The sequence below is a fragment of the Variovorax sp. GW821-FHT06D12 genome, from assembly GCF_059419205.1.
Genome location: NZ_JBWKRI010000001.1, coordinates 311,622 through 327,772, shown reverse-complemented (window position 1 = coordinate 327,772; position 16,151 = coordinate 311,622). Strand labels below are relative to the sequence as shown.

Here is a 16,151-nt window from a genome sequence, read left to right as displayed (position 1 = left end):
ATGCTGAAGCTTCACGACATCCACGCCTACTACGGCAAGAGCCATGTGCTGCATGGCGTTTCCTTCGACGTCCGCCCGGGCGAGATCGTGGCCCTGCTGGGTCGCAACGGCTCGGGCCGTTCGACCACCGCCAAGGCCATCATGGGCCTGGTGCATGCCGAGGGCACGCTGCAGTGGAAGGGCGGCGACATCCTGCGCCGCAAGGCCTACGAGATCGCGCACATGGGCATCGGCTACGTGCCCGAGAACCGCGACATCTTCCCCAAGCTCACGGTGCACCAGAACCTGCTCCTGGGGCAGAAGGGCTCGGGCAAGGGCAGCCGCTGGTCCTTCGACGACATGTACGGCATGTTCCCGCGCCTGAAGGAGCGCCAGCACACCGAGGCCGGCGTGCTCTCGGGCGGCGAGCAGCAGATGCTCACGCTGTGCCGCACGCTCATGGGCGATCCCGACCTGATCATCATCGACGAGCCGACCGAGGGCCTCGCGCCCAAGATCGTCGAGCTGGTGGGGCAGTACCTGCGCACGCTGAAGGACAAGGGCATCTCGGTGCTCCTCATCGAGCAGAAGCTCACCATCGCGATGCAGATTTCGGACCGCGCGCTCGTCATGGGCCACGGCAGCATCGTGTTCGACGGGACGCCCGACAGCCTGCGCGCCGACGGCACCACCCGCAGGGAGTGGCTGGAGGTTTAAGCAAACCCCCAGGCTTCGCGCACTTCGTGTCGCGCGCGCCTTCCCCCTTGCAGGGGGCAACACCTGCGGCCCGGCAAAGCCGGTTCCGCGGTGTTCCTGGAAAGTCCGGCTCTCTCTTGAGGCCCTTGTCCCGACAGCGACTGCGTGCCATTGTTCGGCCACGCAAAACGCCTAGAATCTTCGAAAAAGAACACTCGTGCTTTTTCTTCTTTTTCTTCACACACCAAGGAACGCAGCATGACGGCTGAATACAAAGTGCTCGGCGATGTCGCCGTGATCACCCTGACCAACCCGCCGGTCAACGGTCTCGGCTTCTCGACACGCATCGGCATCACCGACGGCCTGTCCAAGGCCAATGCCGACAGCGCCGTCAAGGCCATCGTCATCACCGGCGCCGGCAAGGCGTTCTCGGGCGGTGCGGACATCAAGGAATTCGGCACGCCCAAGGCGCTGCAAGAGCCCAACCTGCTGAGCGTGATCCTCTCGCTCGAAGCCTCGCCCAAGCCCATCGTCGCAGCCATCCACTCCGTGTGCATGGGCGGCGGCCTCGAGCTGGCGCTCGGCTGCCACTACCGCGTGGCCGCACCGGGCACCAGCGTGGCACTGCCTGAAGTCAAGCTCGGCCTGCTGCCGGGCGCCGGTGGCACGCAGCGCCTGCCGCGCGTGATCGGCGTGGAAACCGCCCTGAACATGATCGTCAGCGGCGAGCCGGTCAAGAGCGAACTGCTCGCCAGCCTGCCGGGCCAGAAGCTGTTCGACAAGCTGGCCGCCTCGGCCGAATCGGTGTTCGACGAAGCCGTCGAGTTCGCCAAGTCGGTCGCTGCCAAGGGTGGTGAGCTGCCGCTGGTGCGCAACCTGCCGTGCAAGCACCCGCAAGGCGATGCCTACTTCCAGTTCGCCAAGAACATGGTCGGCGGCATGTCGAAGAACTACCCCGCGCCGCTGAAGTGCGTCGACGCCGTGCAGGCCGCGACCAAGATGAAGTTCGACGACGGCATGGCCGAAGAGCGCCGTCTTTTCACCGCGCTGATGTTCACGCCCGAATCGCTGGCCCTGCGCCACCTGTTCATGGCCGAGCGCGCCGCGAGCAAGATTCCCGACGTGCCCGAAGACACGCCCAAGCGCGAGATCAAGGCCGTGGGCGTGATCGGCGCCGGCACCATGGGCGGCGGCATCTCGATGAACTTCCTGAACGCGGGCATCCCCGTCAAGATCCTCGAGATGAAGCAGGAGGCGCTCGACCGCGGCATTGCCACCATCAAGAAGAACTACGAAGCCCAGGTCAAGAAGGGCAAGCTCAAGCAGGACAAGTACGAGCAGCGCATGGCGCTCCTGAGCACCACGCTGAGCTACGACGACCTGAAGGACGCCGACCTCATCATCGAAGCCGTGTTCGAAGAAATCGGCGTCAAGGAAAAGGTCTTCAAGGAACTCGACCGCGTCGCCAAGAAGGGCGCCATCCTGGCCTCGAACACCTCGACGCTGGACGTCGACAAGATCGCCTCGTTCACCGACCGTCCGCAAGACGTGGTCGGCATGCACTTCTTCAGCCCGGCCAACGTGATGAAGCTGCTCGAAGTGGTGCGCGGCAAGGCCACGTCCAAGGACGTGCTGGCCACCGTGATGGCCATCGGCAAGAAGATCAAGAAGACCTCCGTCGTGTCGGGCGTGTGCGACGGCTTCATCGGCAACCGCATGATCGAGCAGTACAGTCGCCAGGCCGGCTTCCTGCTGGACGAAGGCGCCACGCCGCAGCAGGTCGACAAGGCCATCGAGAAGTTCGGCTTCGCCATGGGCCCGTTCCGCATGGGCGACCTGGCCGGCAACGACATCGGCTGGGCCATCCGCAAGCGCCGCGCTGTCGAGCGCGCCGACATGAAGTACAGCCGCACGGCCGACAAGCTGTGCGAACTGGGCCGCTTCGGCCAGAAGACCGGGGCAGGGTGGTACGACTACCAGGCCGGCAAGCGCGACGCCATTCCGTCGGAACTCGTCAACAAGATGATCGAGGACCACCGCAAGGAACTGGGCATCACGCCGCGCAAGATCTCCGACACGGAAATCGTGCAGCGCCTGGTGTTCGCCCTCGTCAACGAAGGCGCGCACATCCTGGAAGACGGCATTGCCTCCAAGTCGGGCGACATCGACATGGTGTACCTCACCGGCTACGGCTTCCCGATCTACCGCGGTGGCCCGATGCACTACGCCTCGCAGGTCGGCCTGTACAACGTGGCCGAGACGATGAAGCGCTTTGCGCAGAACCCGCGCGACGACGCCGAGTTCTGGCAGCCCGCACCGCTGATCCAGAAGCTGGTGGCCGAAGGCAAGTCCTTCAGCTGAGCCTGAACCGGGATCAAGACCGCCCATGTTGAAACGCATCTTCCTCGGGCTGCTGCTGGTGCTCCTGGCACTGGTGGCGGCCGTGGCGGTCAAGACCTGGACCACGCCATCGCAGCAACTCGCGGTGGCGCCCGCACCGAAGCTCGAGATCGACCTGCAGGCCGCTGCCAAGCGGCTGGCCGGCGCGATCCCGATCCGTACGGTGTCGAGCCTGGAGGACGCGGCCGCCAACCTGGCCGAGTTCGACAAGCTGCACGCCTACCTGGCGCAGCAGTACCCGAAGGTCCACGCCACCCTCAAGAAGGAAGTGGTGGGCCAGAAGGCCTTGCTCTACACCTGGACCGGCACCGACGCGCAGGCCAAGCCAATCGCGCTCATGGCGCACCAGGACATGGTGCCCATCGCACCCGGCACCGAAAAAGCCTGGTCGGTCGATCCCTTCGCGGGCGAGATCAAGGACGGCTTCGTCTGGGGCCGCGGCACGCTCGACAACAAGGGCAACCTGTTTGCGCAGATGGAAGCCATCGAGCTGCTCATCGGCAGCGGCTTCCAGCCGAAGCAGACGGTCTACCTCGTGATGGGCGACGACGAAGAGGTGAGCGGCCTGCGCGGCGCGCAGCCCATCGCCGAACTGCTCAAGTCGCGCGGCGTGAAGCTCGACTGGGTGCTCGACGAAGGCCTGCTCGTGCTCGACGGCGTGCTGCCCGGCCTGAGCAAGCCCGCGGCGCTCATCGGCTTGGCGGAGAAGGGCTATGGCACCTTCTTCCTTTCGCTCGATACCGCGCCCGGCCACTCGTCGATGCCACCGCAAAAGAGCGCCATCGGCCGCATGAGCGCCGCGCTTGCGCGGCTCGAAGCAACGCCGATGCCCGGCGGCATCCAGGGCGTGGCGGGGCAGATGTTCGGCGCGCTTGCGCCCGAGATGGGCGGCGTCAATCGCGTCATGCTGTCGAACCTGTGGCTCACCGAGCCACTGGTGCGCGGCCAGCTCGAGAAGAGCCCGAGCAGCAACGCCATGCTGCGCACCACCACCGCGCTGACCATCGTGCGTGCCGGCAACAAGGACAACGTGCTGCCCGGCCGTGCCGAGGCCGCCGTCAACTTCCGCGTGCTGCCCGGCGACACGCTGGCCAGCGTCGAGGCGCACCTGCGCAAGGCGCTGGGCGACGACGACATCAAGATCAAGCCGTACCCCGGCAACTCGGAGCCCTCGCCGGTGTCGCCCACCGACAGCACCGGCTACCGCGCGATCCAGCAGGCCGTGCGCCAGAGCTTCCCCGATGCCGTGGTGGCCCCCGGCCTCATGACCGCCGCCACCGATTCCCGCCACTTCAGCCTCGTGAGCGACGCTGTCTTCCGCTTCTCGCCGTTCCGCGTGAAGAGCGAAGACCTGGCGCGCTTCCATGGCAACAACGAACGCCTGGCCATCTCGAACTACGGCGAGATGATCGGCTTCTACCACCAGCTCCTGCGCAACACCCACGCGGCCGCGCCGGCGCAATGACGACCCCGTCTTTTCCCTCTTTTCCCTTCCATCTTCAAAGGACCTCACCATGACCAGCGCCGTCATCGTTTCCACCGCCCGCACGCCGCTCGCGAAGAGCTGGAAGGGTGCCTTCAACATGACGCACGGCGCCACGCTGGGCGGCCATGCCGTGCAGCACGCGGTGCAGCGCGCTGGCATCGACCCGGCCTCGGTCGACGACGTCATCATGGGTTGCGCCACGCCTGAAGGCGCCACCGGCTCCAACATCGCGCGCCAGATCGCCCTGCGCGCCGGCCTGCCGGTCACCACCTCGGGCATGACCATCAACCGTTTCTGCTCGTCGGGCCTGCAGACCATCGCCACCGCCGCCCAGCGCATCATCGCGGGCGAGGGCGACGTGTACGTGGCCGGCGGCGTCGAGAGCATCTCGTGCGTGCAGAACGAAGCCAACACGCACATGCTGGCCGACCCGTGGCTCGTGAAGCACAAGCCCGAGATCTACTGGAACATGCTGCAGACCGCCGAGCAGGTCGCCAAGCGCTACAACATCGGCCGCGACGCCATGGACGAGTACGGCGCACAAAGCCAGCAGCGCGCCACCGCCGCGCTCGAAGCGGGCCTCTTCAAGGCTGAAATCGCCCCCATCACCGTGCTGGCCGGCGTGGCCGACCCCGTGATGGGCCTGCGCACCAAGGAAGTCACGATCGAGAACGACGAAGGCATCCGCCCCGGCACCACCAAGGAAGGCATCAGCGGCATCCGCTCGGCCATGCCCGGCGGCCTGATCTCGGCCGGCAACGCCAGCCAGTTCTCCGACGGTGGCGGCGCCTGCGTGGTGGTCGACGAGAAGTACGCACAACAGAAGGGCCTGAAGCCCCTGGGCCGTTTCCTCGGCTTCGCCGTGGCCGGCTGCGAGCCCGACGAAATGGGCATCGGCCCGGTCTTCGCCATTCCCAAGGTGCTCAAGCGCCTGGGCCTCACGGTCAACGACATCGACCTGTGGGAGCTGAACGAAGCCTTCGCCGTGCAGGTCATCTACTGCCGCGACAAGCTGGGCATTCCGGGCGACCGCCTGAACGTCAACGGCGGCGCCATCGCCGTGGGGCACCCCTACGGCGTGAGCGGCCAGCGCCTGACGGGCCACGCGCTCATCGAAGGCAAGCGCCGCGGCGCCAAGAAGGTCGTGGTCACGATGTGCATCGGCGGCGGCATGGGCGCTGCGGGCGTGTTCGAGGTCCTGTAACCATGTCCGGCTTGGGCAATGACCAGGAGGTCTCGCCCGAAGCCGTCCTGGCCTACGGCCGCAGCGTGCTGGCCGCGCAGCCCTTCAGCGTGCTGATCGGCGCCGAGCTGCATGCGCTCGCGCCGGGCCATGCCGAGCTCCAGCTGCCGCTCACCGCGCAGCTGAAGCAGCAGCACGGTTTCGCCCATGGCGGCATCGTGAGCTACATGGCCGACAACGCGCTCACCTTTGCGGGCGGCAGCGCCTTGCGCGTGCCGGTCGTGACCTCCGAATTCAAGATCAACTACGTGCGGCCCGCCATCGGCCAGCGGCTGATTGCGCGCGCCCGGGCCGTGCACACCGGCAGCTCGCAGGCCGTGTGCACCTGCGAGGTGGTGGCGGTGGCCGACGACGGCACCGAGAAGCTCTGCGCGCTGGCGCAGGGCACCATCGCCAAGCTGCCCGATTCCCCGAAGAAGACTTCGTCACCCGCGAAGTCGTAGCCTGAAGAAGACATCACCATGAGCCTGCGTCCCACCCTCGACTTTCTGCTCTACGACTGGCTCGACGCCGAGAAGCTCAACCAGAGCGAGCGTTTTGCCGACCACTCGCGCGAGACCTTCGACGCCGTGCTCGACACCTGCGAGCGCATCGCGCGCGAAAAGTACGCGCCGTTCAACCGCACCGTCGACACGCAGGAACCGCATTTCGATGGCGAGAAAGTCATCTTGCCGCAGGCCACGCACGACGCGCACAAGGCCTTCGTCGAGTCCGGCATGCTGAGCGCCGCGCAAGACTACGAGATCGGCGGCATGCAGCTGCCCTACACGGTGCAGGCCGCGGCCAACAGCTTCTTCGCGATGGCCTCGGTGAGCATCGGCTCGAACATGCTCACCAGCGGCAACGCCAACCTGCTCATGGTGCACGGCACCGAGAAGCAGAAAGAGGTGTTCGCCAGGAATGAATTTTCGGGTCGCTGGGCGGGCACCATGTGCCTGTCGGAGCCGCAGGCCGGCTCGTCGCTGAGCGACGTGGCCACGCGCGCCGTGCCCGATGGTGCCGATTTTCAAAACGATCCGCTGGGCCCGCGCTATCGGCTCACGGGCAACAAGATGTGGATCTCGGCCGGCGACCACGAGCTGACCGAGAACATCGTGCACATCGTGCTGGCCAAGATTCCCGACGAGAACGGCAAGCTCATTCCGGGCACGCGCGGCATCTCGCTGTTCATCGTGCCCAAGCGCATGGTGGACACGCAGGGCGAGCTCACCGGCGAACGCAACGACGTGGCGCTGGCAGGCCTGAACCACAAGCTCGGCTGGCGCGGCACCACCAACACGCTGCTGAACTTCGGCGAAGGCAAGTACCCGGTCGGCGGCAAGGCCGGCGCGGTGGGCTACCTGGTCGGCGCGCCCGGCAAGGGACTGCACTGCATGTTCCACATGATGAACGAGGCCCGCATCGGCGTCGGCACCGCCGCCACCATGCTCGGCATGGCCGGCTACTACGCCTCGCTCGAGTACGCCAAGAGCCGCCCGCAGGGCCGGCTGGTGAAGAAGCCCGAAGCCGCCGGCGCCGCCGTGGTGAAGGACTCGGCCGCGCCGCAGGTGCGAATCATCGAGCACGCCGACGTGCGCCGCATGCTGCTCGCCCAGAAGGCGTACTGCGAGGGCGCGCTGGCGCTGGAGCTGTACTGCGCCCGCCTGGTCGACACGCAGAAGACCGGCGACGCCGCACAGGCCGACGACGCCCGCCTGCTGCTGGAGGTGCTCACGCCCATCGCCAAGAGCTGGCCCAGCGAGTGGTGCCTGGAGGCCAATTCGCTGGCGATCCAGGTGCACGGCGGCTACGGCTACACGCGCGATTTCCCGGTAGAGCAGTACTGGCGCGACAACCGCCTGAACATGATCCACGAGGGCACGCACGGCATCCAGGCGGCCGACCTGCTGGGCCGCAAGGTGCTGATGGAAAAGGGCCGCGGCCTGCAGCTGCTGGCCGGGCGCGTCACCGAGACCATTGGCCGCGCGGCCAAGGTGCCCGCGCTGGCGCCGCACGCCAAGGCGCTGGGCGCCGCGCTGCAGCACATCGGCAGCGCCACGGAAGCCGCCTGGTCCACCGGCGACCCGGCCGACGCGCTGGTCAACGCCGTGCCCTACATGCAGGCCTTCGGCCACACCGTGCTGGCCTGGCTCTGGCTCGACGTGGCGCTGCGGGCCCTGGAAATCGACGCACAGAAGGCGAGGGCGGTAACAGCTGGCAAGATCGGCGCCACGGACTATTTCTTCCACTACGAGCTGCCGAAAATCGGTGCCTGGCTCCAGGTGGTCGAAACCCGTGACCCGACCTGTACCGCTTTGCCCGAGGACGCTTTCTGACAATGGCCAACGCCGCCCCGAACTCACCCCCGCCCGCCGCCCAACCGCCGAAACCACCCAAGCCGCATGCGCGGCTCGAGAAGTGGATCTGGATCCTGATCTACGGCGGCCTGTTCCTCGTGATCCTGGGCATCGCCACGGGCCGCACCGAGCCCACGCTGGGCTGGTCGATGGCCGTGCCCGGCGTCGTGGTCGCCGCGGTGGGCGTCGCGCTCATCTACGTGCGTTCGCGGCTCAAGTAAGAACAAGGCAAGGACCGACCATGCTCAAGCACATCGTGATGTGGAAGTTCAAGGAGCACGCCGAGGGCGCCGACAAGGCGACCAACCTGCTCAAGGCCAAGGCGCTGCTCGATGCCTGCGCGACGCTCTCGCCCGGCACGCACCGTTTCGAGGTGGTCATCGCCCAGCCCGGGCTCGAGGCCACCTACGACCTGATCCTGAACTCGGAATTCACCGACGCCGCCGCGCTGGCGGCCTACGCCGACCACCCCCAGCACGTGGCGCTCAAGCCTTTCATCGGCGCCGTGCGCGAAGCCCGCCAGTGCATGGACTATGAGCTCTGAACCCCACGCGCCCGACGCCACGGCCTCACCGGCCGAGCGGCGGGCGTTCGGCCGTGCGCAGCGCCAGCGCTGTGCGCTCGGCCAGTGGGCGCAGGCGCCCCGGCCCGACGCCACCGACCGCGATCCGCTCGGCTGGCTGAAGGCGTCCAACCGCGGCCGCGTGCCCGAGCTGGTGCCGGTGCGCCACGGCCGCATGCTGGTCAGCCCCTTCACGTTCTACCGCGGCGCCGCCAGCCTGATGGCGAACGACCTCGCCAGGCTGCCGCACAGCGGCATCGCGACGCAGCTGTGCGGCGATGCGCACCTCGCGAACTTCGGCTTCTTTGCCAGCCCCGAGCGCGCGCTGGTCTTCGACATCAACGATTTCGACGAAACCCTGCAAGGGCCCTTCGACTGGGACGTGCGCCGGCTGGCCACCTCGTTCGTGGTGGCCGCGCGCGACCGGGGTTTCAAGCCGCGCATCGGGCGCGAGGCCGTGCAGCAGCTGGCCGAGGCCTACCGCGACCGCATGCGGGCCTTCGCGCGCATGGACACGCTGGAGGCCTGGTACGCGCGGCTCACCTCGCAAACCCTGCTGAAGCTCGGCGCCGAAGACGCGACCGAACTCGCGGTCATCAAGAAGGCGCGCCGCAGCACCTCGCGCGTGTTCGCCGACAGCGCGACCGAGACGGTCGACGGCCGCCTCATGATCCGCGACCAGCCGCCTTTCGTGTACCACGACGCCCGCGCAACGGCGCGGGAAATCAAGCGCTTCCGCGCCGGGCTGCCGGCCTTCCTGGCGCAGTACCGCGCCAGCCTGCCGCCCGAGCGCCAGCGGCTGTTCGACCGCTACGAGCTGCACGATGTCGCGGTGCTCACGCCCGGCGTCGGCTCGGTCGGCCGGCGCTGCTTCCTGCTGCTGTTCGTGGCCGACCGCGCGCACCCGCTGTTCCTGCAGTGCAAGGAGGCCGGCGAGTCGGTGCTCGAAGCCCCGCTGGGCGCGGCACCGGACACGGCGTCGCCGGGCCAGCGCGTGGTGCAGGGCCAGCGGCTGGCACAGGCCGCCAGCGACGTCTTCCTGGGCTGGGCCCAGGGACCGGGCGGGCGCGGCTTCTACGTGCGGCAGCTGCGCGACATGAAGGCCTCCTACAAGCTCGAGGACTTCAAGCCGGTCGACCTGCTCGAGTTCGCCGAGGCCTGCGGCTACAGCCTGGCCCGCGCGCATGCCAAGGGCGGCGACGCCTGGGCCATCGACGGCTACCTGGGGCGCTCCAGGAGCTTCAACACGGCGCTCGCCGATTTCGCCGAAGGCTATGCCGACGTGAACCAGGCCGACTGGCGCCGGCTGAAAAAAGCCGTGGCCGCCGGCAAGGCCGCCGCCGTCGAGGCGGACGACACCGCGTCCTGACGGCCCGAAGCCACCGCCTTCACAGCCAACGCAACCCTCTTCTTTCATCATCCACACCGGAGACACCGACATGACGAAGCCCCGCACCACCCAACAGCTGTTCGACCTCACGGGTCAGACGGCGCTCATCACCGGCGGCTCGCGCGGCCTGGGCCTGCAGATGGCCCATGCGCTGGGCGAAGCCGGCGCGAAGATCATGCTGAGCTCGCGCAAGGCCGACGACCTGGAACAGGCCGCCGCCGAGCTGCAGGCCGCCGGCATCGACGCGCGCTGGATCGCCGCCGACTGCTCCAAGGAAGAAGACACCCGCCGCCTGGCCGACGAGACCCTGCAGCGCATGGGCGGCGTCGACATCCTCATCAACAACGCCGGCGCCAGCTGGGGTTCGCCGGCCGAGAGCCACCCCGTCGAGGCCTGGGACAAGGTGATGAACCTCAACGTGCGCGGCTACTTCATCCTGGCGCAGCAGGTTGCCAACGGCTACATGATCCCGAAGAAGCGCGGGCGCATCATCAACATCGCCTCGATCGCGGGCCTGAACGGCAACCCGCCCGGCATGCAGACGCTGGCCTACAACACCTCGAAGACCGCGGTGATCGGCTTCACCAAGACGCTGGCCGCCGAATGGGGCAAGTACAACATCAACGTGAACGCGATCTGCCCGGGCTTCTTCATGACGAAGATGGCGGCCGGCCTGATCAAGACCCTGGGCGAAGAGCACATGGCCGCCTCGGCGCCCCTGGGCCGCCTGGGCGACGACGAGGACCTGAAGGGCCTGACGCTGCTGTATGCGAGCGATGCCGGCAAGCACATCACCGGCCAGTGGGTGGCGGTCGACGGCGGCGTGAGCGTGGTGCTGGGTGCGGCCTGACATGTCCGATTCGCCTGAAAAGTCCAGCGACATCAACATCCGCTCGTACACGAGCCAGATTCCGTTCGCGCGCCACCTCGGCTTCGAGCTCACGAAGTTCGAGGACGGCCAGTCCGAGATCATCTACACCGCCAAGCCCGAGCACCTGAACACCTTCGACGTGACGCACGGCGGCGCCTGCATGACGCTGCTCGACATCGCCATGGCGGCCGCTGCGCGCAGCGTGGCGCCCGAGACCGGCGTGGTCACCATCGAGATGAAGACCAGCTTCATGCAACCGTCGGTCGGCCCGCTGCACGCACGCGGCACGCTGCTGCACCGCACCGCGACGCTGGCTTTCACCGAAGCCAAGATCTACGACGAGCAGGAGCGCGTGTGCGCCCATGCCACCGGCACCTTCAAGTACGTGAAGCGCCGGCTGCCGACCGGCCCCGCGAGCGCCAACGCCATGCGTCCGCCATCGACCGACTGACACCCATTCCCCCGGAGACTTCCATGCCCACCAACAAGCAGATCCACCTCGACAACCGCCCCGAGGGCGAAGCCACGGCCAGCAACTTCAAGCTGGTGACTGTCGAGACGCCCGCGCTCGCCGACAACCAGGTGCTGGTGCGCCACCACTACATGAGCCTCGATCCGTACATGCGCGGACGCATGAACGACTCGAAGAGCTACGCGCAGCCGCAACCCGTGGGCCAGGTGTTCCAGGGCGGCACGGTCGGCGAAGTGGTCGAGAGCAAGCACCCCAAGTTCGCCGTGGGCGACAAGGTCGTCGGCTTCGGCGGCTGGCAGGAATACAGCGTGGTCGATGCCTCGCAGCCCGGCGCGCTGAAGAAGGTCGACACCACGCACGTGCCGCTGTCGCACTACCTCGGCGCCGTGGGCATGCCCGGCGTGACGGCCTGGTATGGCCTGGTGAAGATCATCGCGCCCAAGGCCGGTGAAACCGTGGTCATTACCGCCGCCAGCGGCGCCGTGGGCAGCGCCTTCGGTGCGCTGGCCAAGGCGCGCGGCTGCCGCGTGGTCGGCATCGCGGGCGGCCCCGACAAGTGCAAGTACGTGACCGACGAACTCGGCTTCGACGCCTGCATCGACTACCGCCAGCACCCCGACGTGAAGACCATGAGCGCCGCGCTCAAGGAAGCCTGCCCGAACGGCATCGACGGCTACTTCGAGAACGTCGGCGGCTACATCTTCGACGCCGTGCTGCTGCGCACCAACGCCTTCGCGCGCGTGGCGCTGTGCGGAATGATCGCGGGCTACGACGGCCAGCCGCTGCCGCTGGCGAACCCGGCGCTGATCCTCATCAACCGCCTGAAGATCGAGGGCTTCATCGTCAGCGAGCACATGGAAGTGTGGCCCGAGGCGCTGACCGAACTCGGCACGCTGGTGGGCACGGGCAAGCTCAAACCGCGCGAGTCGGTGGCGCAGGGCATCGAATCCGCCCCTGAAGCCTTCCTGGGTTTGCTCAAGGGCAAGAATTTCGGCAAGCAACTCGTCAAGCTGATCTGATGCACTGAAACGCACGGCAAGGAGGCCGGTCATGGACACGACGCACGAGGTCTTCAACCAGCCCACGCCGCTGGTCGACTACAACCTCTTCGACACCCACCGCCCCCTGCGCGATGCGCTGAAGTTCAACGCGCCCACGCTGCAGACCACGCAGCTGCACGAGCTGGGCGCCACCCTCGGTTCGGCCGCCATGCAGACGCATGCGCGGCTGGCCAACATCCACACGCCCGAACTCCGCACGCACGACCGCTTCGGCCGTCGCATCGACGAGGTGGAGTTCCATCCGAGCTACCACGCGCTGATGACCGCCGCGGTGGGTGCGGGCCTGCACGGCACGCCGTGGACCGGCACGTCGGCTTCGCCACACGTGCTGCGCGCCGCGGGCTTCATGCTCTTCACCGAGCTGGAGCCGTCCATCCTGTGCCCGATCTCGATGACCTACGCCGTCACGCCCGCCTTGCGCGGCAACGCGGGCGTGCATGCCGAGTGGGGCCCGAAGCTCGCCAGCCTCTGGTACGACCCCGCACTGAAGCCGCTGCACGACAAGCCCGGCGTGACCATGGGCATGGGCATGACCGAGAAGCAGGGCGGCTCCGATGTGCGGGCCAACACCACGCAGGCCGTGCGCGACGGCAGCGACGCCTGGGGCGAGCGCTACGCCATCACCGGCCACAAGTGGTTCTTCTCGGCGCCCATGTGCGACGCCTTCCTGATCCTTGCGCAGGCACCGGCCGGACTGTCGTGCTTCTTCCTGCCGCGCGTGCTGCCCGACGGCACGCGCAACGCCATCCACATCCAGCGCCTGAAGGACAAGCTCGGCAACAAGGCCAACGCCAGCTCCGAGGTCGAGTTCCACGGCGCCAGCGCCTGGCTGGTGGGCGAGGAGGGCCGCGGCATTCCGCAGATCCTCGAGATGGGCACGATGACGCGGCTCGACTGCTCGCTCGGCACCAGCGGCCTCATGCGCCAGGCGTTGGGCATCGCGCTGAACCACACAGCGCAGCGCCAGGCCTTCGGCAAGCCACTGGTCGAACAGCCGCTCATGAAGAACGTGCTGGCCGACCTCGCGCTCGAAAGCGAAGCCGCCACCGCACTGGCCATCCGCCTCGCGCGGGCCTTCGACCGGCAATCCGACGCGCACGAGAACCTGATGGCGCGCCTGCTCACGCCGGTCGCCAAGTTCTGGATCTGCAAGCGCGGCAGCCACTTCGCGCAGGAAGCCATGGAGTGCCTGGGCGGCAACGGCTACGTGGAAGAGGGCGGCGAGGGCATCCTCGCGCGCATCTACCGCGAGATGCCGCTCAACTCCATCTGGGAGGGCGCCGGCAACATCATGGCGCTCGACCTGCTGCGCGGCCTGCGCAAGGGCGACGCCGTGGCCGCGCTGGCGCACGAGCTGGCCCCCGCGCGCGGCCAGCAGGCCGCCCTCGACCGCCTGGCCGACGCCTTGCCCGCACGCATCGAGGCGATGGCCTCCGAGACCGAGGCACGCCGCCTCGCGCAGGACGTGGCGCTGGCCGTGCAGGCCGCCTTGCTGGTGCAGACCGCGCCGGCCGCCGTGGCCGATGCCTTCTGCGCCTCGCGCCTGGGCGGCGACTGGGGCCAGGCCTTCGGTACGCTGGGCGCGGGCACCGATTTCGATTCGATCATCCAGCGCGCGCAGCCGCGCTGACCACCCACAAGAACACCTCCACGAAAGACGCCATGGCCGACCTCATCCTTCACCACTACACCACCTCGCCGTTCTCGGAAAAGGTGCGCACGATCCTCGGCGCCAAGCAGCTGCCGTGGAAGTCGGTCTTCATTCCGCCGATCATGCCCAAGCCCGACGTGGAAGTGCTCACCGGCGGCTACCGTAAGACGCCGTTCCTGCAGATCGGCGCCGACATGTACTGCGACAGCGCGCTCATCGCCGACGTGCTGGAGCACCTGCAGCCCGAGCCCACGCTCTACCCGCAGCCCGAGAAGGGCATGTCGCGCATCCTCGCGCAGTGGGCCGACACCTCGCTGTTCTGGGCCGCGATGGCCTGGAGCCTGCAGCCCAAAGGCGCTGCCGAGGTGTTCGCCAAGGCGCCGCCCGAAGCCATCAAGGCCTTCGGCGAAGACCGCGGCAAGATGAGCGCCGGCAACATGACGCGCCTGCGCCCGGCCGACGCCACCGGCGCCTACAAGTCGTACCTGCGCCGCCTGTCGGACATGCTCGACGACAAGCCCTTCCTGCTGGGCGAAGTGCCGTGCATCGCCGACTTCTCGGCCTACCACCCGCTCTGGTACACACGCCGCATCGAGGCGGTGAAGGGCATCCTCGATCTGACGCCCGCGGTGCTCGACTGGATGGACCGCATGGCGGCCATCGGCCACGGCACCTCGTCGAAGTTCTCCAGCGACGAGGCCATCGCCGTCGCCAAGGCCGCCACGCCGCACACGCTGCTGACCGACAGCACCTTCCAGGACGACCACGGCATTGCGCTGGGCAGCGCCGTCACCATCCGCGCCGAGAGCTTCGGCCTCGAAGAGACGGCGGGCACGCTGGTGGCCGCCACGCGCACCCACTACACGCTGGAGCGCAGCAGCGATCGCACGGGCACGGTGCATGTGCACTTTCCGCGCATCGGGTATGTGTTGAAGAAAGCAGAGGCCTGATGAGCGAAAGATCCGCGTGCGACGGGCACCTTCGTGACTGCGCCGGCGCGCGTTCCGTATTTCAATAGGGGCTTCCGCTTCAACGTCAGAGACAAGGACACCGGCAAATGATCCAGGACTTCAAGGGCAAGACCGCCGTACTCACCGGCGCAGGCTCGGGCTTCGGCCTCGAATGCGCGCGCATCGGCGCCGCCCGCGGCATGAACCTCGTGCTCGTCGACGTGCAGCAGGACGCACTCGACAAGGCCAAGGCAGAAATGGAAGCCCTGGGCGTCCAGGTGCTGGCGCGCAAGGTCGACGTGTCCGACGCGGCCCAGATGGAAGCGCTGGCCGCTGCCGTCAAGGAGCGCTTCGGCGCGCCGCACTTCGTGTTCAACAACGCCGGCGTGGGCGCGGGCGGCCTGGTGTGGGAAAACACCGTGGCCGACTGGGAATGGGTGCTGGGCGTCGACCTGTGGGGCGTGATCCACGGCGTGCGCCTGTTCACGCCGATGATGCTCGAGGCCGCCGCCAAGGACCCGAGCTACCGCGGCCACATCACCAACACCGCCAGCATGGCCGGCCTGCTCACGCCGCCCAACATGGGCATCTACAACGCGGCCAAGGCCGCCGTCGTGAGCCTGACCGAAACCATGTACCAGGACCTGAACCTGGTCACCGACCAGATCGGCGCGAGCCTGCTGTGCCCGTACTTCGTGCCCACCGGCATCACGAGCAGCGAGCGCAACCGCCCGAACGCACCGAAGGACACCGAGCTCACCAAGAGCCAGCTCATCGGCCAGGCGATGAGCAACAAGGCGGTGAGCAGCGGCAAGATCACCGCTGCCGAGGTCGCGCACAAGGTGTTCGAGGCCATCAGCGACAACCAGTTCTACGTGTTCAGCCACCCCAAGGCGCTGGGCAACGTGAAGAGCCGCATGGAGAACATCGTGTCGATCACCAACCCGGCCGACCCGTTCCTGGAGCGGCCCGAGATCGGGCAGAAGCTGCGCGAGCAGCTGCGCTCGGCTTGATCCTTTCCTGAAGAGGCGGCCCGTCTTCGCGAGGGGCCGCG

15 protein-coding genes are annotated in these 16,151 nt (G+C 67.7%); all 15 read left to right on the top strand.

The annotated features are described in order from the left end of the window. Positions 1 to 696 (top strand): ABC transporter ATP-binding protein, encoded by a 696-nt coding sequence (locus tag AC07SQ_RS01510; RefSeq protein ID WP_062471318.1) that lies wholly within the window; start codon positions 1 to 3, stop codon positions 694 to 696. Positions 697 to 933: 237 nt separating this feature from the next. Further along, positions 934 to 3,036 carry a 3-hydroxyacyl-CoA dehydrogenase NAD-binding domain-containing protein gene (locus AC07SQ_RS01505; RefSeq protein WP_095745330.1) on the top strand — a complete coding sequence of 701 codons (2,103 nt, stop codon included), beginning with the start codon at positions 934 to 936 and terminating at the stop codon, positions 3,034 to 3,036. A gap of 25 nt (positions 3,037 to 3,061) precedes the next feature. After that, positions 3,062 to 4,540, top strand: a complete 1,479-nt coding sequence (locus AC07SQ_RS01500) for a M20 family peptidase (RefSeq protein ID WP_095948562.1) — start codon at positions 3,062 to 3,064, stop codon at positions 4,538 to 4,540. A gap of 49 nt (positions 4,541 to 4,589) precedes the next feature. Next, the gene (locus AC07SQ_RS01495) at positions 4,590 to 5,765 is read left to right on the top strand and encodes an acetyl-CoA C-acyltransferase (protein WP_070060672.1); all 1,176 of its coding nucleotides are present in this window, start codon (positions 4,590 to 4,592) and stop codon (positions 5,763 to 5,765) included. Positions 5,766 to 5,767: 2 nt separating this feature from the next. Further along, a complete protein-coding gene (locus AC07SQ_RS01490; RefSeq protein WP_095745328.1) occupies positions 5,768 to 6,247 on the top strand; it encodes a PaaI family thioesterase in 480 nt (159 codons plus the stop codon). Positions 6,248 to 6,265: 18 nt separating this feature from the next. Further along, positions 6,266 to 8,119, top strand: a complete 1,854-nt coding sequence (locus AC07SQ_RS01485) for an acyl-CoA dehydrogenase (protein ID WP_495271254.1) — start codon at positions 6,266 to 6,268, stop codon at positions 8,117 to 8,119. A gap of 2 nt (positions 8,120 to 8,121) precedes the next feature. Then, positions 8,122 to 8,361, top strand: a complete 240-nt coding sequence (locus AC07SQ_RS01480; protein WP_495271255.1) for a hypothetical protein — start codon at positions 8,122 to 8,124, stop codon at positions 8,359 to 8,361. Between the two features lie 20 nt (positions 8,362 to 8,381). Next, positions 8,382 to 8,684, top strand: a complete 303-nt coding sequence (locus tag AC07SQ_RS01475) for a Dabb family protein (protein ID WP_062471343.1) — start codon at positions 8,382 to 8,384, stop codon at positions 8,682 to 8,684. After that, on the top strand, positions 8,674 to 10,071 hold the full coding sequence (locus tag AC07SQ_RS01470; protein ID WP_495271256.1) for a DUF2252 domain-containing protein: 1,398 nt from the start codon (positions 8,674 to 8,676) through the stop codon (positions 10,069 to 10,071). The genes AC07SQ_RS01475 and AC07SQ_RS01470 overlap by 11 nt, the downstream gene beginning before the upstream one ends. 70 nt (positions 10,072 to 10,141) lie before the next feature. Next, positions 10,142 to 10,942: an SDR family oxidoreductase gene (locus AC07SQ_RS01465; RefSeq protein WP_095745325.1), complete on the top strand. Its 801-nt coding sequence runs from the start codon at positions 10,142 to 10,144 to the stop codon at positions 10,940 to 10,942. A gap of 1 nt (position 10,943) precedes the next feature. Further along, entirely contained in the window at positions 10,944 to 11,414 is a 471-nt protein-coding gene (locus AC07SQ_RS01460) for a PaaI family thioesterase (protein WP_082817985.1), read from the top strand. Positions 11,415 to 11,437: 23 nt separating this feature from the next. After that, complete coding sequence (locus AC07SQ_RS01455; RefSeq protein WP_495271257.1) at positions 11,438 to 12,454, top strand: NADP-dependent oxidoreductase; 1,017 nt, start codon at positions 11,438 to 11,440, stop codon at positions 12,452 to 12,454. A 31-nt stretch (positions 12,455 to 12,485) separates the two neighbouring features. Beyond that, entirely contained in the window at positions 12,486 to 14,126 is a 1,641-nt protein-coding gene (locus AC07SQ_RS01450; protein WP_495271258.1) for an isovaleryl-CoA dehydrogenase, read from the top strand. A 32-nt stretch (positions 14,127 to 14,158) separates the two neighbouring features. Further along, complete coding sequence (locus tag AC07SQ_RS01445) at positions 14,159 to 15,097, top strand: glutathione S-transferase family protein (RefSeq protein WP_495271259.1); 939 nt, start codon at positions 14,159 to 14,161, stop codon at positions 15,095 to 15,097. A 107-nt stretch (positions 15,098 to 15,204) separates the two neighbouring features. Next, the gene (locus AC07SQ_RS01440) at positions 15,205 to 16,110 is read left to right on the top strand and encodes an SDR family oxidoreductase (RefSeq protein WP_062471360.1); all 906 of its coding nucleotides are present in this window, start codon (positions 15,205 to 15,207) and stop codon (positions 16,108 to 16,110) included. Positions 16,111 to 16,151: the final 41 nt, after the last annotated feature.